Annotated in this window: 20 protein-coding genes; 3 read left to right on the top strand and 17 right to left on the bottom strand. The window is 51.1% G+C overall.

The features are described 5' to 3' along the window. Nucleotides 1-200: 200 nt before the first annotated feature. The 9 genes from gap to F3H12_RS11585 form a co-directional block, all read right to left on the bottom strand. The gene (gap, locus tag F3H12_RS11620; RefSeq protein ID WP_149679485.1) at nt 201-1,211 is read right to left on the bottom strand and encodes a type I glyceraldehyde-3-phosphate dehydrogenase; all 1,011 of its coding nucleotides are present in this window, start codon (nt 1,209-1,211) and stop codon (nt 201-203) included. Between the two features lie 269 nt (nt 1,212-1,480). Continuing rightward, complete coding sequence (locus F3H12_RS11615; RefSeq protein WP_149679484.1) at nt 1,481-2,284, bottom strand: TrmH family RNA methyltransferase; 804 nt, start codon at nt 2,282-2,284, stop codon at nt 1,481-1,483. Nucleotides 2,285-2,368: 84 nt separating this feature from the next. Beyond that, complete coding sequence (gene rplT / locus F3H12_RS11610) at nt 2,369-2,719, bottom strand: 50S ribosomal protein L20 (RefSeq protein WP_149679483.1); 351 nt, start codon at nt 2,717-2,719, stop codon at nt 2,369-2,371. Between the two features lie 22 nt (nt 2,720-2,741). Next, the gene (rpmI, locus tag F3H12_RS11605; RefSeq protein ID WP_149679482.1) at nt 2,742-2,939 is read right to left on the bottom strand and encodes a 50S ribosomal protein L35; all 198 of its coding nucleotides are present in this window, start codon (nt 2,937-2,939) and stop codon (nt 2,742-2,744) included. Between the two features lie 24 nt (nt 2,940-2,963). Next, nucleotides 2,964-3,488 carry a translation initiation factor IF-3 gene (infC, locus tag F3H12_RS11600; RefSeq protein ID WP_149679481.1) on the bottom strand — a complete coding sequence of 175 codons (525 nt, stop codon included), beginning with the start codon at nt 3,486-3,488 and terminating at the stop codon, nt 2,964-2,966. Nucleotides 3,489-3,718: 230 nt separating this feature from the next. Next, on the bottom strand, nt 3,719-4,873 hold the full coding sequence (locus tag F3H12_RS11595; protein ID WP_149679487.1) for a M24 family metallopeptidase: 1,155 nt from the start codon (nt 4,871-4,873) through the stop codon (nt 3,719-3,721). A gap of 228 nt (nt 4,874-5,101) precedes the next feature. Then, nucleotides 5,102-5,959 carry a tetrahydrofolate dehydrogenase/cyclohydrolase catalytic domain-containing protein gene (locus tag F3H12_RS11590; RefSeq protein ID WP_149679480.1) on the bottom strand — a complete coding sequence of 286 codons (858 nt, stop codon included), beginning with the start codon at nt 5,957-5,959 and terminating at the stop codon, nt 5,102-5,104. Nucleotides 5,960-6,018: 59 nt separating this feature from the next. After that, on the bottom strand, nt 6,019-6,195 hold the full coding sequence (locus tag F3H12_RS13295; protein ID WP_188118514.1) for a hypothetical protein: 177 nt from the start codon (nt 6,193-6,195) through the stop codon (nt 6,019-6,021). Between the two features lie 109 nt (nt 6,196-6,304). Beyond that, the gene (locus tag F3H12_RS11585; protein WP_149679479.1) at nt 6,305-6,649 is read right to left on the bottom strand and encodes a hypothetical protein; all 345 of its coding nucleotides are present in this window, start codon (nt 6,647-6,649) and stop codon (nt 6,305-6,307) included. Between the two features lie 216 nt (nt 6,650-6,865). Here F3H12_RS11585 and F3H12_RS11580 point away from each other — a divergent pair, with 216 nt between their 5' ends. Further along, entirely contained in the window at nt 6,866-7,459 is a 594-nt protein-coding gene (locus tag F3H12_RS11580; RefSeq protein ID WP_149679478.1) for a zinc dependent phospholipase C family protein, read from the top strand. A 73-nt stretch (nt 7,460-7,532) separates the two neighbouring features. Here the strand turns inward: F3H12_RS11580 and F3H12_RS11575 are convergent, their stop codons facing one another. Next, the gene (locus tag F3H12_RS11575) at nt 7,533-7,877 is read right to left on the bottom strand and encodes a hypothetical protein (RefSeq protein WP_149679477.1); all 345 of its coding nucleotides are present in this window, start codon (nt 7,875-7,877) and stop codon (nt 7,533-7,535) included. 138 nt (nt 7,878-8,015) lie between these two features. Continuing rightward, a complete protein-coding gene (locus F3H12_RS11570) occupies nt 8,016-8,633 on the bottom strand; it encodes an amidase domain-containing protein (RefSeq protein WP_149679476.1) in 618 nt (205 codons plus the stop codon). A gap of 161 nt (nt 8,634-8,794) precedes the next feature. On the opposite strand from F3H12_RS11570, the gene F3H12_RS11565 reads away from it, so the two are divergent. Continuing rightward, nucleotides 8,795-9,238, top strand: coding sequence for a cell wall hydrolase (locus tag F3H12_RS11565; RefSeq protein ID WP_149679486.1), 444 nt, complete (start codon nt 8,795-8,797; stop codon nt 9,236-9,238). A gap of 22 nt (nt 9,239-9,260) precedes the next feature. After that, the gene (locus tag F3H12_RS11560) at nt 9,261-9,956 is read left to right on the top strand and encodes a hypothetical protein (RefSeq protein WP_149679475.1); all 696 of its coding nucleotides are present in this window, start codon (nt 9,261-9,263) and stop codon (nt 9,954-9,956) included. A gap of 116 nt (nt 9,957-10,072) precedes the next feature. Here F3H12_RS11560 and F3H12_RS11555 read toward each other — a convergent pair whose 3' ends face one another. The 6 genes from F3H12_RS11555 to F3H12_RS13385 all read right to left on the bottom strand — a co-directional run. Next, nucleotides 10,073-12,133, bottom strand: a complete 2,061-nt coding sequence (locus F3H12_RS11555; RefSeq protein ID WP_149679474.1) for a thioredoxin domain-containing protein — start codon at nt 12,131-12,133, stop codon at nt 10,073-10,075. A gap of 157 nt (nt 12,134-12,290) precedes the next feature. Further along, nucleotides 12,291-13,115: an ABC transporter ATP-binding protein gene (locus tag F3H12_RS11550; RefSeq protein ID WP_149679473.1), complete on the bottom strand. Its 825-nt coding sequence runs from the start codon at nt 13,113-13,115 to the stop codon at nt 12,291-12,293. Then, a complete protein-coding gene (locus tag F3H12_RS11545; protein WP_149679472.1) occupies nt 13,112-14,131 on the bottom strand; it encodes a FecCD family ABC transporter permease in 1,020 nt (339 codons plus the stop codon). The genes F3H12_RS11550 and F3H12_RS11545 overlap by 4 nt, the downstream gene beginning before the upstream one ends. 20 nt (nt 14,132-14,151) lie before the next feature. Continuing rightward, complete coding sequence (locus F3H12_RS11540; protein ID WP_149679471.1) at nt 14,152-15,150, bottom strand: FecCD family ABC transporter permease; 999 nt, start codon at nt 15,148-15,150, stop codon at nt 14,152-14,154. Next, a complete protein-coding gene (locus F3H12_RS11535; protein ID WP_149679470.1) occupies nt 15,147-16,202 on the bottom strand; it encodes an iron-siderophore ABC transporter substrate-binding protein in 1,056 nt (351 codons plus the stop codon). Before F3H12_RS11535 ends, F3H12_RS11540 begins: the two co-directional genes overlap by 4 nt. Before the next feature lie 72 nt (nt 16,203-16,274). Then, nucleotides 16,275-16,478: hypothetical protein (locus tag F3H12_RS13385; protein ID WP_207706844.1), on the bottom strand; the 204-nt coding region annotated here is incomplete at its 5' end.

Genomic DNA, 16,478 nt, shown 5'->3' with positions numbered 1-16,478 from the left:
CAGAAAAAAGGCAGATGACCATACTTGATCATCTGCCCATATTCCATATGCTACTTCATTTTACTGGTTCCACCCCAACATTTGACGTAGAACCACTTCATTTTACTTGGCTCAACCCCAGCATTTTTCGTAGAGTTTTAGAAAGAGCGGGAAACCCGCTCTTTTTATAAGCAATATTTTAAAGACCTATCAAATTAAGATTAAGCCCTGTCAACGCTGTTCATGTGAACGATGAGGTCGATCAGCTTATTGGAGTAACCCCACTCGTTGTCATACCAGGATACCAGCTTGACGAAGTTGGGGTTCAGGGAGATACCGGCCTTCGCATCGAAAATAGAGGTGCGAGGATCGCTGATGAAGTCAGAGGATACAACATCGTCTTCGGTGTATCCGAGGATGCCCTTCAGTTCGCCCTCAGAAGCCTTCTTAACAGCAGCGCAGATTTCCTCGTAGGTAGCGGGCTTCTCAAGGCGGCAGGTGAGGTCAACAACAGATACGTCCAGGGTAGGAACGCGGAAGGCCATACCGGTCAGCTTGCCGTTGAGTTCGGGAATAACCTTGCCAACAGCCTTGGCAGCACCAGTGGAGGAAGGAATGATGTTGCCGGCAGCGGCACGTCCGCCTCTCCAGTCCTTCTTGGAAGGACCGTCAACGGTCTTCTGAGTAGCTGTGGTAGCGTGAACAGTGGTCATGAGGCCTTCAACGATACCGAATTTATCATGAATAACCTTAGCCAGAGGAGCCAGGCAGTTGGTGGTACAGGAAGCGTTGGATACAACGTCCATGTCCTTGGTGTAGGTCTTGTGGTTAACGCCCATTACGAACATGGGAGCATCCTTGGAAGGAGCAGAAATTACAACCTTCTTGGCACCAGCCTTGAGGTGAGCGCTAGCCTTGTCGGTGGTGGTGAATACACCGGTGGACTCGATAATGTATTCAGCACCGCATTCCTTCCACGGAATTTCTGCGGGATCCATGCAAGCATAAACGCTGATGGCGTTTCCGTTCACAACCAGTTTGCCGTCCTTGATCTCAATGGTTCCGTTGAACTTGCCATGGACGGTGTCATACTGAAGCATATACTTCATGTATTCCAGGTCGATAAAGGGGTCATTGATTCCGACTACTTGTACGTTGGGGTTGTTGCAGGCAGCCCTGAATGCCAGGCGGCCGATTCTTCCAAACCCGTTGATACCAACTTTAATTGCCATGGTTTGTACCTCCTAAATTTAAAATATATTATTGTTAACATAATCACAAAGACCACTAAGTATTATATGTCAAAGTGGTTAACATTTCAAGTGCCGATTGCTCTAGGTTTTGCACAAAATCAGTCATTCAGCGGCGGACTCTTTTTGGGAACATTCCCGGCCTTACGGTCAAAATCCTTTCGCCGGGCTCCGCGTGCCGGTTGCAAGGCCCCTGAGTATTCTGCTCCGGGAACGAGACTCTTATCCTCTCATGTTCTGTAAGAAGCCATTCAGCAGCCGGACAACCGCTGGCGCATGCTTTCATAGAGGATCATGGACGTTGCCGAAGCCGCATTGAGCGATTCGGCCTTCCCCGGCATGGGGATCATGGCGCGCATGTCCACCATATCCAGCATCTTCTGAGAAAGCCCATTTCCTTCATTACCGATGACAACGGCAATGCTATCGGCCAGCGGAAGCTCCCAGACAACAGCCGAATCCCTTGGATGGGCGGCAACAATCCGGATACCCCTGCTTTTCAGGCGGTTGATGGTCCCAAAGATATCCGCGCAGGAAAGGATGGGGATATGGAAAACGGAGCCCATGGCAGCACGTATGACCTTAGGATTATGCGGATCCGCGCACCCGGAGGAAAGAAGGACGCCATCAAACCCACACGCATCGGCTGTTCTTATGATGGTTCCCACATTGCCCGGATCCTGAAGCTGTTCCAGGATGACAAACTTTGAACCTGCGGCAATAACGGATTGGTCTTCATGATCCATCAGCGGGGCAACGGCCAATATGCCTTGTGGTGTTCCGGTGGTGGACACCCGCTCAAACAGATCATCGGGAACCAGGTAAACCGGAATGTCTTCCCACCCGGACATCATGGGCTCAAACTGCGGGTAAACGCTGTCTGCCGCAAGAAAATAGCGGATGGGAACGCGATAACTGAGGGCTTCATCCACAAGCTTCAAGCCCTCTATGATAAAGGCGTCCCACTTTATCCGCCCTTTCTTGTCTGCCAGTTCTCGCAGCTGTTTGACGATTTGGTTTGATGCTGAGGTAATTCGTGTGATCCTTTTGTCCATGTCTTCACCGCTCTTCGGAAACCGCGCCGTTCAGCCATAACAAAAATCCCTCAACACTTTTGATTGAGGGACTTGTTTGAATCCTTATGCAGATTTTACTTTAGCAACAAGCTGGGCGAACCCTTCGGCATCGTTGACAGCCATGTCGGCCAGAACTTTTCTGTTAAGGGTGATACCGGCCTTCTTCAGCCCATTCATGAACTTGCTGTAGGACATGCCGTTGAGCCTTGCAGCGGCATTAATACGTGTAATCCAGAGCTTCCGGAAATCGCGCTTCTTCTGCTTTCTATCCCTGTAGGCATAACTCAGGGACTTCATAACGGCCTGATTGGCTATTCTGTACAGCTTGCTCTTTGCACCGAAATAACCCTTCGCAAGCTTCAGGATTTTCTTATGTCTTGCGCGAGTGCGCTGTGCTCCTTTAACTCGTGACATCGTTCACACCTCTTTCCCTTAATTATGCGTACGGCAGCAATTGCTTGATGGTTGCCACATTTGCATCGGAAGCCATTGCTCCTTTGCGAAGATTTCTCTTACGCTTGGTTGTCTTCTTTGTGAGAATATGATTCTTGTAGGCATGGGTTCTCTTGACCTTGCCCGATCCGGTAATCTTGAATCGCTTCTTTGAAGCCTTGTGCGTCTTAAGCTTAGGCATGTTGCTAAAACCTCCTTTTGAGTACTACTTCTTATGTGGAACCAAAACCATTGATAATGTTCTGCCATCCATTACCGGTGGTCTTTCAATTTTTCCGTATTCCTTGACGGTGTCCGCAAATTTATTGAGGACCTCGTGTCCCAGATCGGCATAGGCGATTTCACGGCCTCTGAAGCGAATCGATACCTTCACTTTGTCGCCATCCTCAAGAAAGCGCATGGCGTTTTTGGCCTTGAAGTTGAAATCGTGCTCCTCGATCTTGGCAGAAAGCCGGATTTCCTTCACCTCGATGATAGTCTGCTTTTTCTTGGCTTCCTTGTCCTTCTTGTTGCGTTCGTACAAGTACTTCCCATAGTCCATGATCTTGCAGACTGGCGGGTTTGCATTGGGCGATATTTTGACCAGATCCAATTCCCTTTCGTTCGCTTTCATCTGGGCTTCCTTTGCTGACATGATTCCCAGCATGGAACCATCGACGTCAATCACCCTTACTTCCTTGTCACGAATCGCCGAATTGATCTGAATCTGATTTTTGTTTATAAAGAACACCTCCGAAATACAGAAAATAGACCGTTTGGTTTACACGCTCTTTATTAAAAATAAAACAGGTAAAGCTTTCTTCACCTGTTTATGCCAATGCATGCAACACTATGACTCACCAGTCATATGTTTGCGCTATTGACCCGCCGACATCCGTCAACAAGGTGAGAAGCTCAGCTTCTGCTTTATTGCTTCTATAATATACATCACCTGTTCGCCTGTTGTCAAGCAGAAAATCCTTAATAAACAGGAATGAGTCCCCTGCTTGAGCCGGTTATGCATTCGCCGCCATCGGCGGTGACAACAAAAGTGTTTTCAATGCCCACCATGCCGATACCGGCAATGCCTTTCTTGGGCTCCAGGGCAAAGGCCATCCCTTCCTGGATCGGCTCATCAAAACCTTGCGCGATGACCGGCAGTTCATCCACCACCAGCCCGATGCCATGACCCAGGAACTTTACGGTCCTTTTGCCAAAGCCCATGAAATTCTCCAGAAACTCGGGCTCCAGTCCCGACATAATCTCCTGGTATATCTTTGAAGGTATGGCGCCGGGTTTTAAAAGAGATGCAATCCTGTCCTGGATAGCCACGCACCTTTCATGGATTTCAATGGCGTAGTCCGGCAGTTTCTGCCCGAACATATAGGTCATGGTCTTGTCGGTATGATATCCGTCCACCCCGAAACCGATATCCACGAAGACAAGATCGCCTTTCTTTAGCCGTCTTTCCCTGCTTCCCAATGCCGGAACGGCCGGGCTGAGCCCGATATGTCCTCCGGGACCGTTGAAATAGGAAGGATAGATGGAACTGTCTCCAAAACCAACCTGCCCAAGGATCATTTCCGTGTCGAACATCCCAAACCGGGTCACTCCATGGAAGCCTTCTTCCATCATGATGCTGAACAGGTCTGCCGCCAGTTCGGCCTCGGTCATCCCTTCCCTCAGCACCTGAGGAACCCTGTCTTCCAGAATGGTTTTGTGAGCCTGGCCTGAACGGCGCATGCAGGAAAGTTCATAGGGGCTTTTTATGGCCCGGATAGCCATGATCTCGGCATCAAGGGACAGGCAGGCCGTAAACCCGAAATACTTCTGCATCCTCTGGTACATGGCCAGCGGCACTTTCTCGGTTTCCATGTGGACGGGGCAGGGGAACATGCCCATGGCCTGTGCCGCATCCCTGTAACTCTGCATGGGACGTATATCCGGGAACAGGGATTCATCCAAAGCCCGCTCATAGCTCCTCCTGACCCAAAGCACGGCTTCCCCGTCCCTGGGAATGGCCAGAAAACCGTCCTGCATGGTTCCGGTAAAATAGTACATGTTGACTTTGCTGACAAAAATGGCAAGGCGCCACTCCGGCTGCCTTTCATCCATGATCTTTCTGAAACGCGCCATCCGGCTTTTCAGTTCTTCTTCAGGTACTTTTTTATTGTCCGCCAAAACCCACGCTGCCAAGGTCCCATGATCCCTCCCGAACAAAGATTAAGCCTATTCTATCCTTTTTTTTTCGTTCTGACAAGCCGTATCATGCCTTTGGCTTTCCATCCTGATTTTCCGCCGGGGTATCACGCGGCATATATCAAAAAAAGGCCCGAAGGCCTTTTTTCTGGCATATATGCCGCTTCAGCCGTTGGTAATACCAAACTTTCTTTCCGCCGATTCCACGGTCTGCCTGATGAGGCTGCTGATGGTCATCGGGCCCACGCCTCCGGGAACCGGGGTATAGGCTGAACATTTGGCTATGGCATTCTTCAGGTCGATATCGCCGATATTGCCGGGATTGTAACCCGCATCCACAAGGACGCAGCCTTCCTTCACCCAATCGGCCTTGACAAACTCGGGCTTCCCTACTGCGGCAACCACAATATCGGCCCTCCTGACCACCTCGGGCAGATCCTTTGTCTTGGAATGGCAAATGGTCACCGTGGCGTTTTCGTTCAGCAGCATCATGGCCACAGGCTTGCCCAGGATGGGGCTTCTGCCGATGACGACCGCTTCCCGTCCCTCAAGGGGAATATTGTAGTGTTTCAGAAGGGTAATGATGCCAAGGGGTGTGGCGCTTTTGAAAGCATCCATCTGCATGGACATGCGCCCGAAAGTATTGGTGTTGACGCCATCCACATCCTTGGCAAGATCGATACTGTTGAAGCAGGCCATTTCGTCGATATGCCTCGGAACAGGATGCTGGAGCAGGATGCCATGAACATCCGGATCCTCGTTCAGCGCCTGGATCTGCCGGATCACATCTTCTGTGGTGCTCTCCTCCGGCATCTCTATTTTAAGCGGCCGGATACCCACCCGGTTGCAGGCATTGCCCTTCATGCGCACATAGGTCACCGAGGCCGGGTCATTGCCCACAATAATTGTTGCAAGCACAGGGACTCTGCCTGTTTTATCCTTAATCCGCTGTACTCTTACCTGAAGCTCCTGTTCGACACTTTTTGCCAGTGCCTTTCCGTCCAGTATCATGGGGGTTTGCATGCTGTAATCCTCCTTTGGTTAAACCTTTTCTCTCTCTTTTATCATCAACCCAGACGGGTTTATAAACCACAGATGTGCATGATCAAAAGCGTTCCGCCGATTATGACAACATTTCCCCCAACCAGCAGGAGAATCTTGACCACCCGGCTGAGATTGGAGATATGTATGATGAGGTACGCGGAATTAAAAATAATCGCGTTGATCAGCAGGATAAATATTTTCATTGATAGTTCCATATCGCAGGCATCCTTCCTGTTCGGTACCCATCCATTCATAGATCATGCCGCGTTCAGGACACTCCGTCAAGTCAGAAACACGCTTACCATATTCCAGGCTCCTACTGATTCAGCGAACATCTCCGTCTGCCCTCTCATCAGCCTTATCGGCTCCGGCCCGGACCGCATCGGCATCATTGTTCCGGTTTTCATATTCCGGGGTCTCATCAACAATCCAGTTTTCAGAAGGCTTGAACGTGTTTTTTGCAGGAGTACCCTTAAAATACCTGACAGCCCATGTAACCCCGAAGACAAACACACCAACACCTATCAAGGGCACATAATATCCCATAACTCCGTATTTTTCGGCATAATAAAGACCACTCACAAACGTGATAAATCCTACCACACAGAAGAGCCCGGCAGTGAGCAGATCAAATACATCACGTTCCGGTTGTGGTTGCTGCTCCGACATTCCCATACCTCCGACATATGTTTATTCATGTTCGGGGCAATTCGCTTTTCCCATTATACCACATTGCACCATTTTTCTTGAATATGCCATTGGGATGACTGATTTTTACATTTACTTCATGCCGAAAATCCCGGTAAAATAGAATAACGGATCTGTCCTTACCGGACAGTTCGTCGGAAATTGCCGGCGCCCGGCCGGCAATCGGGGAGCGAACCAATGAACATCATCATGCATTTGCTGTTTTCATACAACATGAGGCGGATCATCAGGAAGCACAGCGGTGTGAAGCTTAATCTTCTCGGGTTTATGTACGGCAATATCCTTCCGGACATCAAAGCCATATGCAAACCGCATCGGATAAGCGAATCCCTGCCCTTCGTGGTCAAACGCGCCAAGGATCTGATGAAAGAACCCAATCAGACAGGATCCCGGTATTCGTGGTCAAGAAAGCTGGGCATCATAACCCATTACCTGTCCGATTATTTTTGCTATGCCCATCAGGACCATTACGACAAGGGTCTCGGCAGGCACATGCTTTACGAAATGCGCATGATCTCCAAATACCGCAAAGGGTTGAAACTTTACAGGGTCAAATTCAGCAAGGCATACCACGGGCTGACCCCCGATGAATTTGAGCGATGGATCCTGGAACGGAACCGTCAATACAACAACCAACCCCGTTCACATGCCGGGGATATCAGCCATGCCCTGTACACAGGCTCGATGATCGGCAAAAGTATCCTGCTTTACAGGCCGGTTTGGACAAAGCCGAAAAAGGCACAGCGTGCAGTACCTGTCAGTTCCGGTTAAGCATTAAGCCGCCAAAGAACATGCGGCTTTTTTATGTTGTCCTGAAGAATACCAGGAGCATTCTTTCACCGCATCAGCGTGGTTCTTTACCGGTTGCCTCTTTGGACTTATTCACTCCCGCATGTATGGAAGCAGCTTCGTTTTTGAGGTCGGCATTTTCCGGGGTCTCATCAACAATCCAGTTTTTGGGAGGATTATACCTGCTTTTCTCAGGAGTTCCCCGATAGTATCTGACAGCAAAAACAACACCGGTAACAAAAAAGGCAATTCCCAGTGCCGGGAATAAGTATCCAATGCCGTAAGGGGCTTCGTCAACAAGATAAAGGGAACCTGCAAACCAGATAAATCCGATCACGCAGAAGATTCCAGCCGTAAGCAGATCAAAGCCATCACGCCCCTGCCGATTATGGTCCGCCATGCCAATACCCCCAACAGGCGCCAATATTAGCACCAGTCATATTTATTTCCATTGTATCACATGGCAGCATTTTCCCGAAGATATCCCAAATCAGTTGAAATAAATATCCTGCTTCCCGGAACAATCAGATACGGGCTATTATTTGTAAAACTCAGCGTTCCTGAACCGCAGCACCCGTACCCGTGGATACTGTTCCGGCTGCAACACGAAGGAACTCAGCGGCACATCCAGCCGGTCATAGCTGTGGCAGCAGATAAGGATATCATCCCAGGTCCGGCCGCCTTTTGTCACATAAAGGCTGTGGCCGTACTGACCGGGGATGTAGGACTGAACGACCAGCTGCAGAACATCCCCCTCCCGGATAACGCCCGGCGAAAGGCTCGCCCAGTCCCCTTCCGCCACTTTTACTGCCCGGGGGCCATACCGTTTTTCGGACACCACATAGGCATAAAACTCCAAGACCCTGCACCACCTGGTGGAACCCACGAAGCCGGAAGAGCCATACCAGATGTAGGGAGCCATCCGGACATGGTTTTTTATCCTGGTGCGGTTGACCTCCACGGTCTCGGGATCCATTCCTGCCAGCCAGCCGCCATATGCGGCCCACACGCATTGGCTGACGAAATTGGCGCAATCGTTCCCCCTGTCGTAATAAAACAGGCGGCTTTGCTCGGGTACCCGGTCATAAAGGGCATACGCCCGGGCATAGGCCGTTCCGTTCCTGGGATTATAGGTAAAGACCATGATAACCCCCACTTATCCCTTCCACAATAATCTATGGCACTGCTTACGATTTATGCCTTCCGTTCCCGGGGCCGCGCTTCCCATGCGTCACACAATATTCTCCGCATTAATATAATACTACTGTGACATTTCAGACAGGCTGATGAGACAAAGCTGGAAAACAGGTGATGAAAATGCCTCTGTCCACACGGGAACTTTTTGCACGGCTCATCAAATGCGAGGCGGAAGGCGAAGGCTTAAACGGCATGCGGGCTGTGGCCTCCGTGGTCATGAACAGGGTTCATGTAGCCTATGGCGAGTATCAGCGAGTCTGTCAGGGCGACCTGAGAAAGGTAATCTTCCAGCCCAGGCAGTTTACCTGCGTCATGGAAGAAGTCTACGGCCAATACAATCCTCAAAACATCTACAATATGCGTCCCGACGAATTGCATTACGAAATCGCAGACTGGGCTCTCGCAGGCAACGTTCTGTGGGGTGTGGCCAATTCGCTATGGTACTACAACCCCTTCAAGCCGACCTGCGCAACCATTTTCCCCATTACAGGAACAGGAACCTTACATAACAGGATTGGGCAGCATTGCTTCTATATCCCTACAGAGAGATATGCGCAAACATAACCCATGAAAGGAGACATTCAGTATGGAAAACAGCAACCTTGATGCCAAATCGGGAAGACTGAATCCGTATCATGCCCCACCCAACCAGATGAAACAGGAGCGGGGCAAAGAAAAGCTTCCGCCCTCTCCCACAGAACCATCGAATAATATGGGCTATCCATCAGCAACACCCTCGGGCGCACCCTGGACCGGTCAGCCCACAGCCGCCGGCGCCATGACCCCGGGTATGCCGGACATGGCAGGCAGAACGGACGGCTATTCCCCTGTCGGTCAACAGGCTGCCGGTATTCCGGCAGCAGGCATGCAGGCTGTTGGCGCACGTCCTGCCGGCGTCCCGTTTACCGGCATTCCAACCGGCATGCCAACAGCAGGATTCCCTGCGGCTGGTGCACCTTCGCCCGGACTGCCCTCCGGCCAGCTCCTGCCGGGAATGCCTACCGGGATGCCTGCCAGCGGAGCAGGTATGGCTCCCATTACACCCTTCAACCAACCCATACCGGTTACAACTGAAACAACGCTCTACATCAACGGATTTTTACGAACCATGATCGGCAGGAAAGTGACGGTGGAATTCCTGATAGGAACCAATACGTTCACCGACAGGACCGGAACCCTGCTGGCCGTAGGAGCCGATTACATCGTCATCAACGAAGTGGAGACCGACGATATCCTGATATGCGACTTCTTCTCCATTAAATTTGTCAAGGTTTACTACTGAGCCTTCATCCAGCCGGATGAACATTGGCTTTGGAAAAATCACTCCCTTGAAGAGCCCAAACGGCTCTTTTTTATTTGCCGGGATGCCGGATTGGCTCCCCGTTTGGATGGAACCGCTCATTCATGCTTCAGAATGACTTCCGGCGGAAAGTGCTTTTCGAGCTCATCCGGATCCGTAATAGGCGGCTGGCAGGCATAATCCTCGCAGATATAGGCTGTCGGCTTGCCGTCCATAGCCCTGTAATTCCCGACATGGGGAAGAATTTCGGTCAAATCCCTGTGTTGACTGGTATACAGGATGGAGCAGACAAAGGGATCCGGGCTGCTATTGACAATCCGGAGCATCCGACAGGCCTCTTCGGTTGCACCATCCGCAACGATAATGACTTCTTTGGGCCTGGATTTATAAAACATCCACGCTGTCAGGAAAAAGGTATGGGCATGGGGCGAAAGCGAAACTTCCGGATTGAAGGCTTCAAAAAGTTTCTGGGCGATTTCGGCCAGTTCCGACCGTCCTGAAAGATGGGACAGCCTCAGAAGGTTCAGGGCTGCCACCGAGTTGCCCGAAGGAAGCGCCCCGTCATACACTTCCTTGGGCCGCATGATCAGTTGCTCGGCATCGCTGCCGTACAGGAACAGACCGCCATCCTGGCTGTCCCAGAACAACTCCAGCAAGGCTTCATTCAGCTCCAATGCTTTCTTGAGATACTGAGGCTTATAGGTGGTTTCATAAAGCTCCAGCAGAGCCCATATCAGGAACGCATAATCGTCCGCGTAGGCAGGAATGTTTGCGGATCCGTCCCGATAAGCCGCCAGAAGCCGCCCGTCCGGCCGGATCATTTTTCCCAGGATGAACCGGCATGCCTTTTCGGCCGCTTCGGTGTACGCAATGTCACCAAGGATTCTTCCGCCCATGGCCAGCGCAGCTATCATCAGGCCGTTCCAGCCTGTCAGGATCTTGTCGTCCCTGAATGGACGGGGCCGCTGCTCCCTGGTATCAAACAACCGCTTCCTGCACCTTTCGATGAACTCCCTGTCGGAGGCGGAAACCTGGATGTTGATCAGGTTTGGAATGCTCTTTCCCTCAAAGTTCCCCCTCTCGGTGATGTCAAAAAGCCTGGCAAACCGTTCCCCGTCCTTCTCGCCAAGGACCTCTTTGACCTCGTCCGGCGTCCAAAGGTAGAACTTGCCTTCCTCCCCTTCCGAATCCGCATCTTCCGCGGAATAAAAACCTCCCTCGGGGGATGTCATATCCCTTAACACATAGGCGAAAATCCTTCTTGCCACATCGGCATATTTCTCCCTGCGTGTTGCCCGGTATGCTTCCAGGTAGGCTATGGCCAGCAGCGCATTGTCATAAAGCATTTTCTCAAAATGCGGCACCAGCCATTTGCTGTCGGTCGAATACCGGGAAAACCCGAAACCGATATGGTCGAAGATGCCGCCGCGATACATGGCATCCAGCGTCTTTTCAACCATGGCAAGAGCCATGCTGTCCCTGTGGACATACCAGTAGCGGAGGAGAAAGATGAGGTTGTGAGGTGTCGGAAATTTCGGCGCGCTGCCAAAACCGCCATACACGCTGTCAAACCTCATGCGCAGGTTTTCGTAGGCCTTGGTTACCAGTGCATCAGGATCGGCCTTGTGGGTGGTGGTTGGCCTTTCCTGAAGGGCCTGAACAATCCTGTCCGTAACCTCGGTCAGATCATCCCGGTTATCTTTCCACAGGGCATGCACTCTTTTCAGGAGGGTGACAAGGCCGGGCAGGCCCATCCTGTCTTTTTTGGGGAAATAGGTTCCGGCAAAAAAGGGTTTTGCGTCAGGGGTCATAAAAATGGTCAGGGGCCATCCGCCGTGCCCCGTCATGGCCTGGCAGACCGCCATATAGATGCTGTCAATATCCGGCCTTTCCTCACGATCCACCTTGATGCTGACAAAATATCGGTTGAGAAGATCGGCCACTTCCTCATCCTCGAAGCATTCCCGCTCCATCACGTGGCACCAGTGACAGGTGGAGTAGCCAATTGAAAGGAAGATGGGTTTCCCCTCTTCTTTTGCCTTGGTGAAGGCCTCTTCACTCCAGGGATACCAGTCCACTGGGTTGTAGGCATGCTGGAGCAGATAAGGTGACTTCTCATGCACTAATCGATTGGGTACCCGCGTTTTATCCGCTGTCACGGCACCACCTCCTTGAAAGCATAAATATGATTGATTAATATACCCAAAATGAAAAGGTACTATGAAAGCCACCCGTCATCCCATCCATGGTGCTCATTACAAAATCCTTATCTCACGATATCCAACTACTACTTTTCATTCACCGGATCTTTCAATTTTATACTGCTTGAGGTTCGGAAAGCATCCGGGTATGGTGCCTGCCTCTTGGCACAATAAATGGTCTGCCGGTTACCGGATCCTCAATAACCATGCAATCCAGGTTAAAGACTTTCTTTATCATTTCCTCTGTAATGGTATCCTCCGGTGGGCCCTGGGCGATTATCACACCATCCCTGGCGCAGAAAATATGATCGGCATAGCGTGCGGCTAGATTGATATCATGAAGCACCATGACAATGGTTGTCCCGCGCTTTCTGTTCAGAGCGGTCAATAAATCAAGAATCTCAATCTGGCAGGCAATGTCCAGATAGGTCGTCGGTTCATCCAGAAGAAGGATATCCGTTTGCTGGGCCAAAGCCATGGCAATCCATACCCTCTGCCGCTGGCCGCCGCTTAATTCATCGACACTGCGGTTTGCAAGATGGCTTATGCCCATGATGTCCAAGGCCTCTTTTACGGCTTCATAATCGCTCTTTTTCAATCCGCCCATAAGGTTTTGATGTGGGAACCGGCCGCGGGAAACAAGGTCTGCAACCGTGATGCCTTCCGGCACCACCGGAGACTGGGGAAGCAGCCCCAGCTTTTTTGCAACCTTTTTCGGATGGATGGCGTGGATATCCTTGCCATCAAGCATGACTTCTCCCGACGTCGGCTTAATTAAGCGTGCCAGGGTCTTCAGAAGTGTGGACTTACCGCAGGCGTTCGCTCCAATAATGACGCTGATCTTGTTGGGTGGAACGACCACATCCACGTTATCAAGGATTAATTTTTTGCCATATCCTGCAACCAGCCTGCGTGCTTGCAGCGAAGACAATATTTTCATGCTGCTCCTCCTTTATTCATGCGTATGAGCAAAAACACGAGATAGGGGGCGCCCAGCATTCCCGTTACGACTCCCACAGGAAAACGGATGTCAAAAAGGTTTTGACCGACGATATCGGCCAGCAACACCAGTGCGGCTCCCGTAAGGGCGGACGGGACAATGTTGGAATTGCCCCTGCCTGCAAGTCTTGAGGCAATAGGGCCTGCCAGGAAAGATACAAAGGCAACAGGCCCGGTAACCGCTGTTGTATAAGCAATTAAAAAGACTGCGCAGATAACCATGAGCATCCTCACCCTGTCCGTCCGGACACCAAGCGATGTGGCCGATTGATCTCCCAGTTCCAGAATGTTCAGATATTTGCTCAAGGCGGTCAGAATAAACCCAAAGACCGTCACAACGCCAAAAAGCAGCGGAACGTCCTTCATCTGCAACCCATTGAGGCTTCCGCTGAGCCACCTCATGGCAGCCGGCACATCATACTGGTTGGCCCGCAAAAGAAGAAAATAGGTTAATGCATTCAGCATGGCCTGAATGCCTATGCCGATCAGAATAAGCCTCGGCCCGGAAAAGCCCCCACGGTATGAGAGAAAATAGATAATAGCGGCCAAGGCGACACCCGTCACAACAGCCGCGAGCGATATCACACCTTTGCTGACGTTTAAGAAGGTGATGCAGAATACCGCCGCCACGCTGCAGCCTGCCGTTACCCCGATGATATCGGGACTTGCCAGGGGATTTCCCAGCATGGTTTGAAAGGTGTTGCCGGCCATCCCGAAAGCCATTCCGGCAAGCACAGCTATTAACATCCTGGGCAGCCGCAGCGTGCCGATGGCAAATGACGCCCCCTTGATTTGCTCGCCCAGTATTACCCTGATGATGACATCCGGTGGGTATTGGGTATTGCCAAGATAGAGAGCGGCGCAGCAAAGAACAAGAACAACCATGCTCAGACCTGCGACAACCGCCAGCCGGCGTATTCTTCGCCGCCGAAAACCCAGATTTACCGTATCAGTCATATCTTATGCACCTTCATCAGTCATATCTTATGCACCTTCGTTCTTATTGCGATGACGATCATGACAGGCGCCCCGAAAAAAGCCGTAATGATTCCTGCCTCAACCTCACCAACACCGCCGATAAGTCGTCCGAAAACATCCGCACTTGTCAATAAGACAGCCCCTCCGACTGCCGACATGGGAACGATGGTCTTCAGATTGGGGCCGCAAAGGAGTCGCATGGTATGCGGCACCATGAGCCCCACAAACCCTATAGGACCGGCTATGGCAGTCGTCGCGCCGCATAACAGCACGCCTGCCAGGGCTCCTATCATGCGCACCGCTCCCACACGCACCCCCAGGCCCGTTGCAACATCGTCGCCAAGGGCCAACGCATTGAGGGCAGGCGTTATTAAAAACCCTATCACTAAACCCGCTGCCAGAAACGGCAATACGGCCAGAATCCCATCCCAGGTCGCGCCCCCAACGCTCCCTACCTGCCAGAAACGGTAACTGTTCATGGCATCAACCCGCGGCAGCACAATCATGCTCACCAGTGAAGACAATGCTGCGCTGGTAGCTGCCCCGGCCAGGGCAAGCTTAATGGGGGTAGCTCCTCCTGACCCGAGGGAACCTATCCGGTATACGACAGCTGAAGTCAAGGCAGCGCCTGCCAGCGCAAAAAGGATATATTTCTGGGCCGTATTTATCTGAAAAAAGGCTATGCCTGTTACCACAAAGAGCGCCGCACCGCTGTTCACCCCCAAAATGGCGGGATCAGCTATAGGATTTCGGGTTATGGCCTGCATCAAGGCACCCGATACGCCCAGGGATGCGCCGGCAATGATACTGAAAATAGTCCTGGGAATGCGTTCCCGTACCACCAGGGCGTCGAAAGAAACATCTCCGGAATCAAGCAATGCACCGACAACCTTGGCAAGATCGATGCTCCGTGAGCCAAGAGCCAGTGAAAGGAAGATGCACAGGAGTATGGCCACGGTACCGGCACCTATCAGGGTTAATGTTCTGGACAATCTCATTTGACTTTTTCCGCCGCCTCTGCAATTAATTTCAGGTATTCATCAATGGTGTAAGGTATGGACAGAGCGCTGGGGTTCACCGATGCTGCCAGGGGAGTATTATCCTGAAGCATCACCACCGACCCTCTTTTAACGGCCGGGATGGTTCCCATAAGGGGATCGGCCTGCATATGATTCAAAACGGTCTCATCACCGTAAGCAATGATGATATCAATATCCGACAGAAGATCGGCCTTTTCAGAGCTGACCTCTATGGCAAAACTTGTCTCGCCTTCCGCCAGTTTTGCCACACTGTCCGGCACCTTGAGCCCAAGATCGATAAGAAATGCCGCCCTCGGATCTTTCATGAGATAGATGTAGAATGTGCTGAAGTCAGCGGGATAGACATAAAAGAAGGCTGCCGTTTTGTCCTTGAGCTGCGGGTATGCCTCAAGCCTTTGGGAAATCAGCTTTTCCAGGTCGGCCACAAGAGCCTCCCCTTCCGCTTTCATCCCCATACCTGTTGCGTTCATGATGATCTGCTCCCTCCAGCCAATATCCCAGGCTGCTCTGGGATAGGCAACGGTTGGAGCAATCTGGCTCAGGATATCGTACTCTTCCTGGGTGATGCCCGAGTATGCAGCAAGTATAACATCTGGCTGGACATCGTTTATGGCTTCGAAATCCAGGCCGTCAATATCATCGAACACTACGGGATTATTCACACCAAGGCTTATGAATTTTTCAGCTGTCCAGGGAAGCAGCTTTTCGCCTTCCGTCACGCCATAGTTGGCCTGGGACACTCCCACCGGAACCACACCAAGAGCAAGCGGAACATCCATGTTCCCCCAGCCGATTGCTGCAATGCGTTCAGGCTTTTTTTCGATCACGGTTTCCCCGAAGGCATGTTTTATGGTAATGGGATATTCAGCAGATGTGTTATCGGAAGTCTTGTCTGATGCATTTTGAGATGTGTCGCCGGATACACCGTCAGCCTTGCCAGTTGTGCAGGCTGCAACAGACAGTGTTAATACAAGCACGGCAATCAGGCATGCAAATCTTCTTAACTTCATGGTTTCCCTCCATCGCGTGTTTATTGCAACTGCCGGCAGAAGACGGGTTGTTAGGTTTTACTAACTTTTGAGTTAGAATAGCCTAACATTTGCGATCATATCAGAGGATTCTCTCTTTGTCAAGCATTCCCATAGTATTACTGGGATTTTCTGACCATAAGCTCCGCAGGCAAGCAAAAAAGGTTCTATAATAAATGTTGGGGTGCCGAAGGGAAATAACTTCGGTGCTCCAACATTTTTTGCAAAAAAGAGAGCATGGAGTTGAAATCTCAAGTA

The organism is Thermoclostridium caenicola, from assembly GCF_900142095.1.
Lineage (GTDB): Bacteria > Bacillota > Clostridia > DSM-8532 > DSM-8532 > Thermoclostridium_A > Thermoclostridium_A caenicola.
Note: the sequence above shows the minus strand (reverse complement) of the source record. Positions and strands in the feature narration are given on the sequence as shown.

Coding starts and splice junctions, on each gene's coding strand:
- gap (WP_149679485.1), bottom strand. CDS start 1,211: ATGGCAATTAAAGTTGGTATCAACGGGTTTGGAAGAATCGGCCGCCTG.
- F3H12_RS11615 (WP_149679484.1), bottom strand. CDS start 2,284: ATGGACAAAAGGATCACACGAATTACCTCAGCATCAAACCAAATCGTC.
- rplT (WP_149679483.1), bottom strand. CDS start 2,719: ATGTCACGAGTTAAAGGAGCACAGCGCACTCGCGCAAGACATAAGAAA.
- rpmI (WP_149679482.1), bottom strand. CDS start 2,939: ATGCCTAAGCTTAAGACGCACAAGGCTTCAAAGAAGCGATTCAAGATT.
- F3H12_RS11595 (WP_149679487.1), bottom strand. CDS start 4,873: ATGGCGCGTTTCAGAAAGATCATGGATGAAAGGCAGCCGGAGTGGCGC.
- F3H12_RS11590 (WP_149679480.1), bottom strand. CDS start 5,959: ATGCAAACCCCCATGATACTGGACGGAAAGGCACTGGCAAAAAGTGTC.
- F3H12_RS13295 (WP_188118514.1), bottom strand. CDS start 6,195: ATGGAACTATCAATGAAAATATTTATCCTGCTGATCAACGCGATTATT.
- F3H12_RS11585 (WP_149679479.1), bottom strand. CDS start 6,649: ATGTCGGAGCAGCAACCACAACCGGAACGTGATGTATTTGATCTGCTC.
- F3H12_RS11580 (WP_149679478.1), top strand. CDS start 6,866: ATGAACATCATCATGCATTTGCTGTTTTCATACAACATGAGGCGGATC.
- F3H12_RS11575 (WP_149679477.1), bottom strand. CDS start 7,877: ATGGCGGACCATAATCGGCAGGGGCGTGATGGCTTTGATCTGCTTACG.
- F3H12_RS11565 (WP_149679486.1), top strand. CDS start 8,795: ATGCCTCTGTCCACACGGGAACTTTTTGCACGGCTCATCAAATGCGAG.
- F3H12_RS11560 (WP_149679475.1), top strand. CDS start 9,261: ATGGAAAACAGCAACCTTGATGCCAAATCGGGAAGACTGAATCCGTAT.
- F3H12_RS11550 (WP_149679473.1), bottom strand. CDS start 13,115: ATGAAAATATTGTCTTCGCTGCAAGCACGCAGGCTGGTTGCAGGATAT.
- F3H12_RS11545 (WP_149679472.1), bottom strand. CDS start 14,131: ATGACTGATACGGTAAATCTGGGTTTTCGGCGGCGAAGAATACGCCGG.
- F3H12_RS11540 (WP_149679471.1), bottom strand. CDS start 15,150: ATGAGATTGTCCAGAACATTAACCCTGATAGGTGCCGGTACCGTGGCC.
- F3H12_RS11535 (WP_149679470.1), bottom strand. CDS start 16,202: ATGAAGTTAAGAAGATTTGCATGCCTGATTGCCGTGCTTGTATTAACA.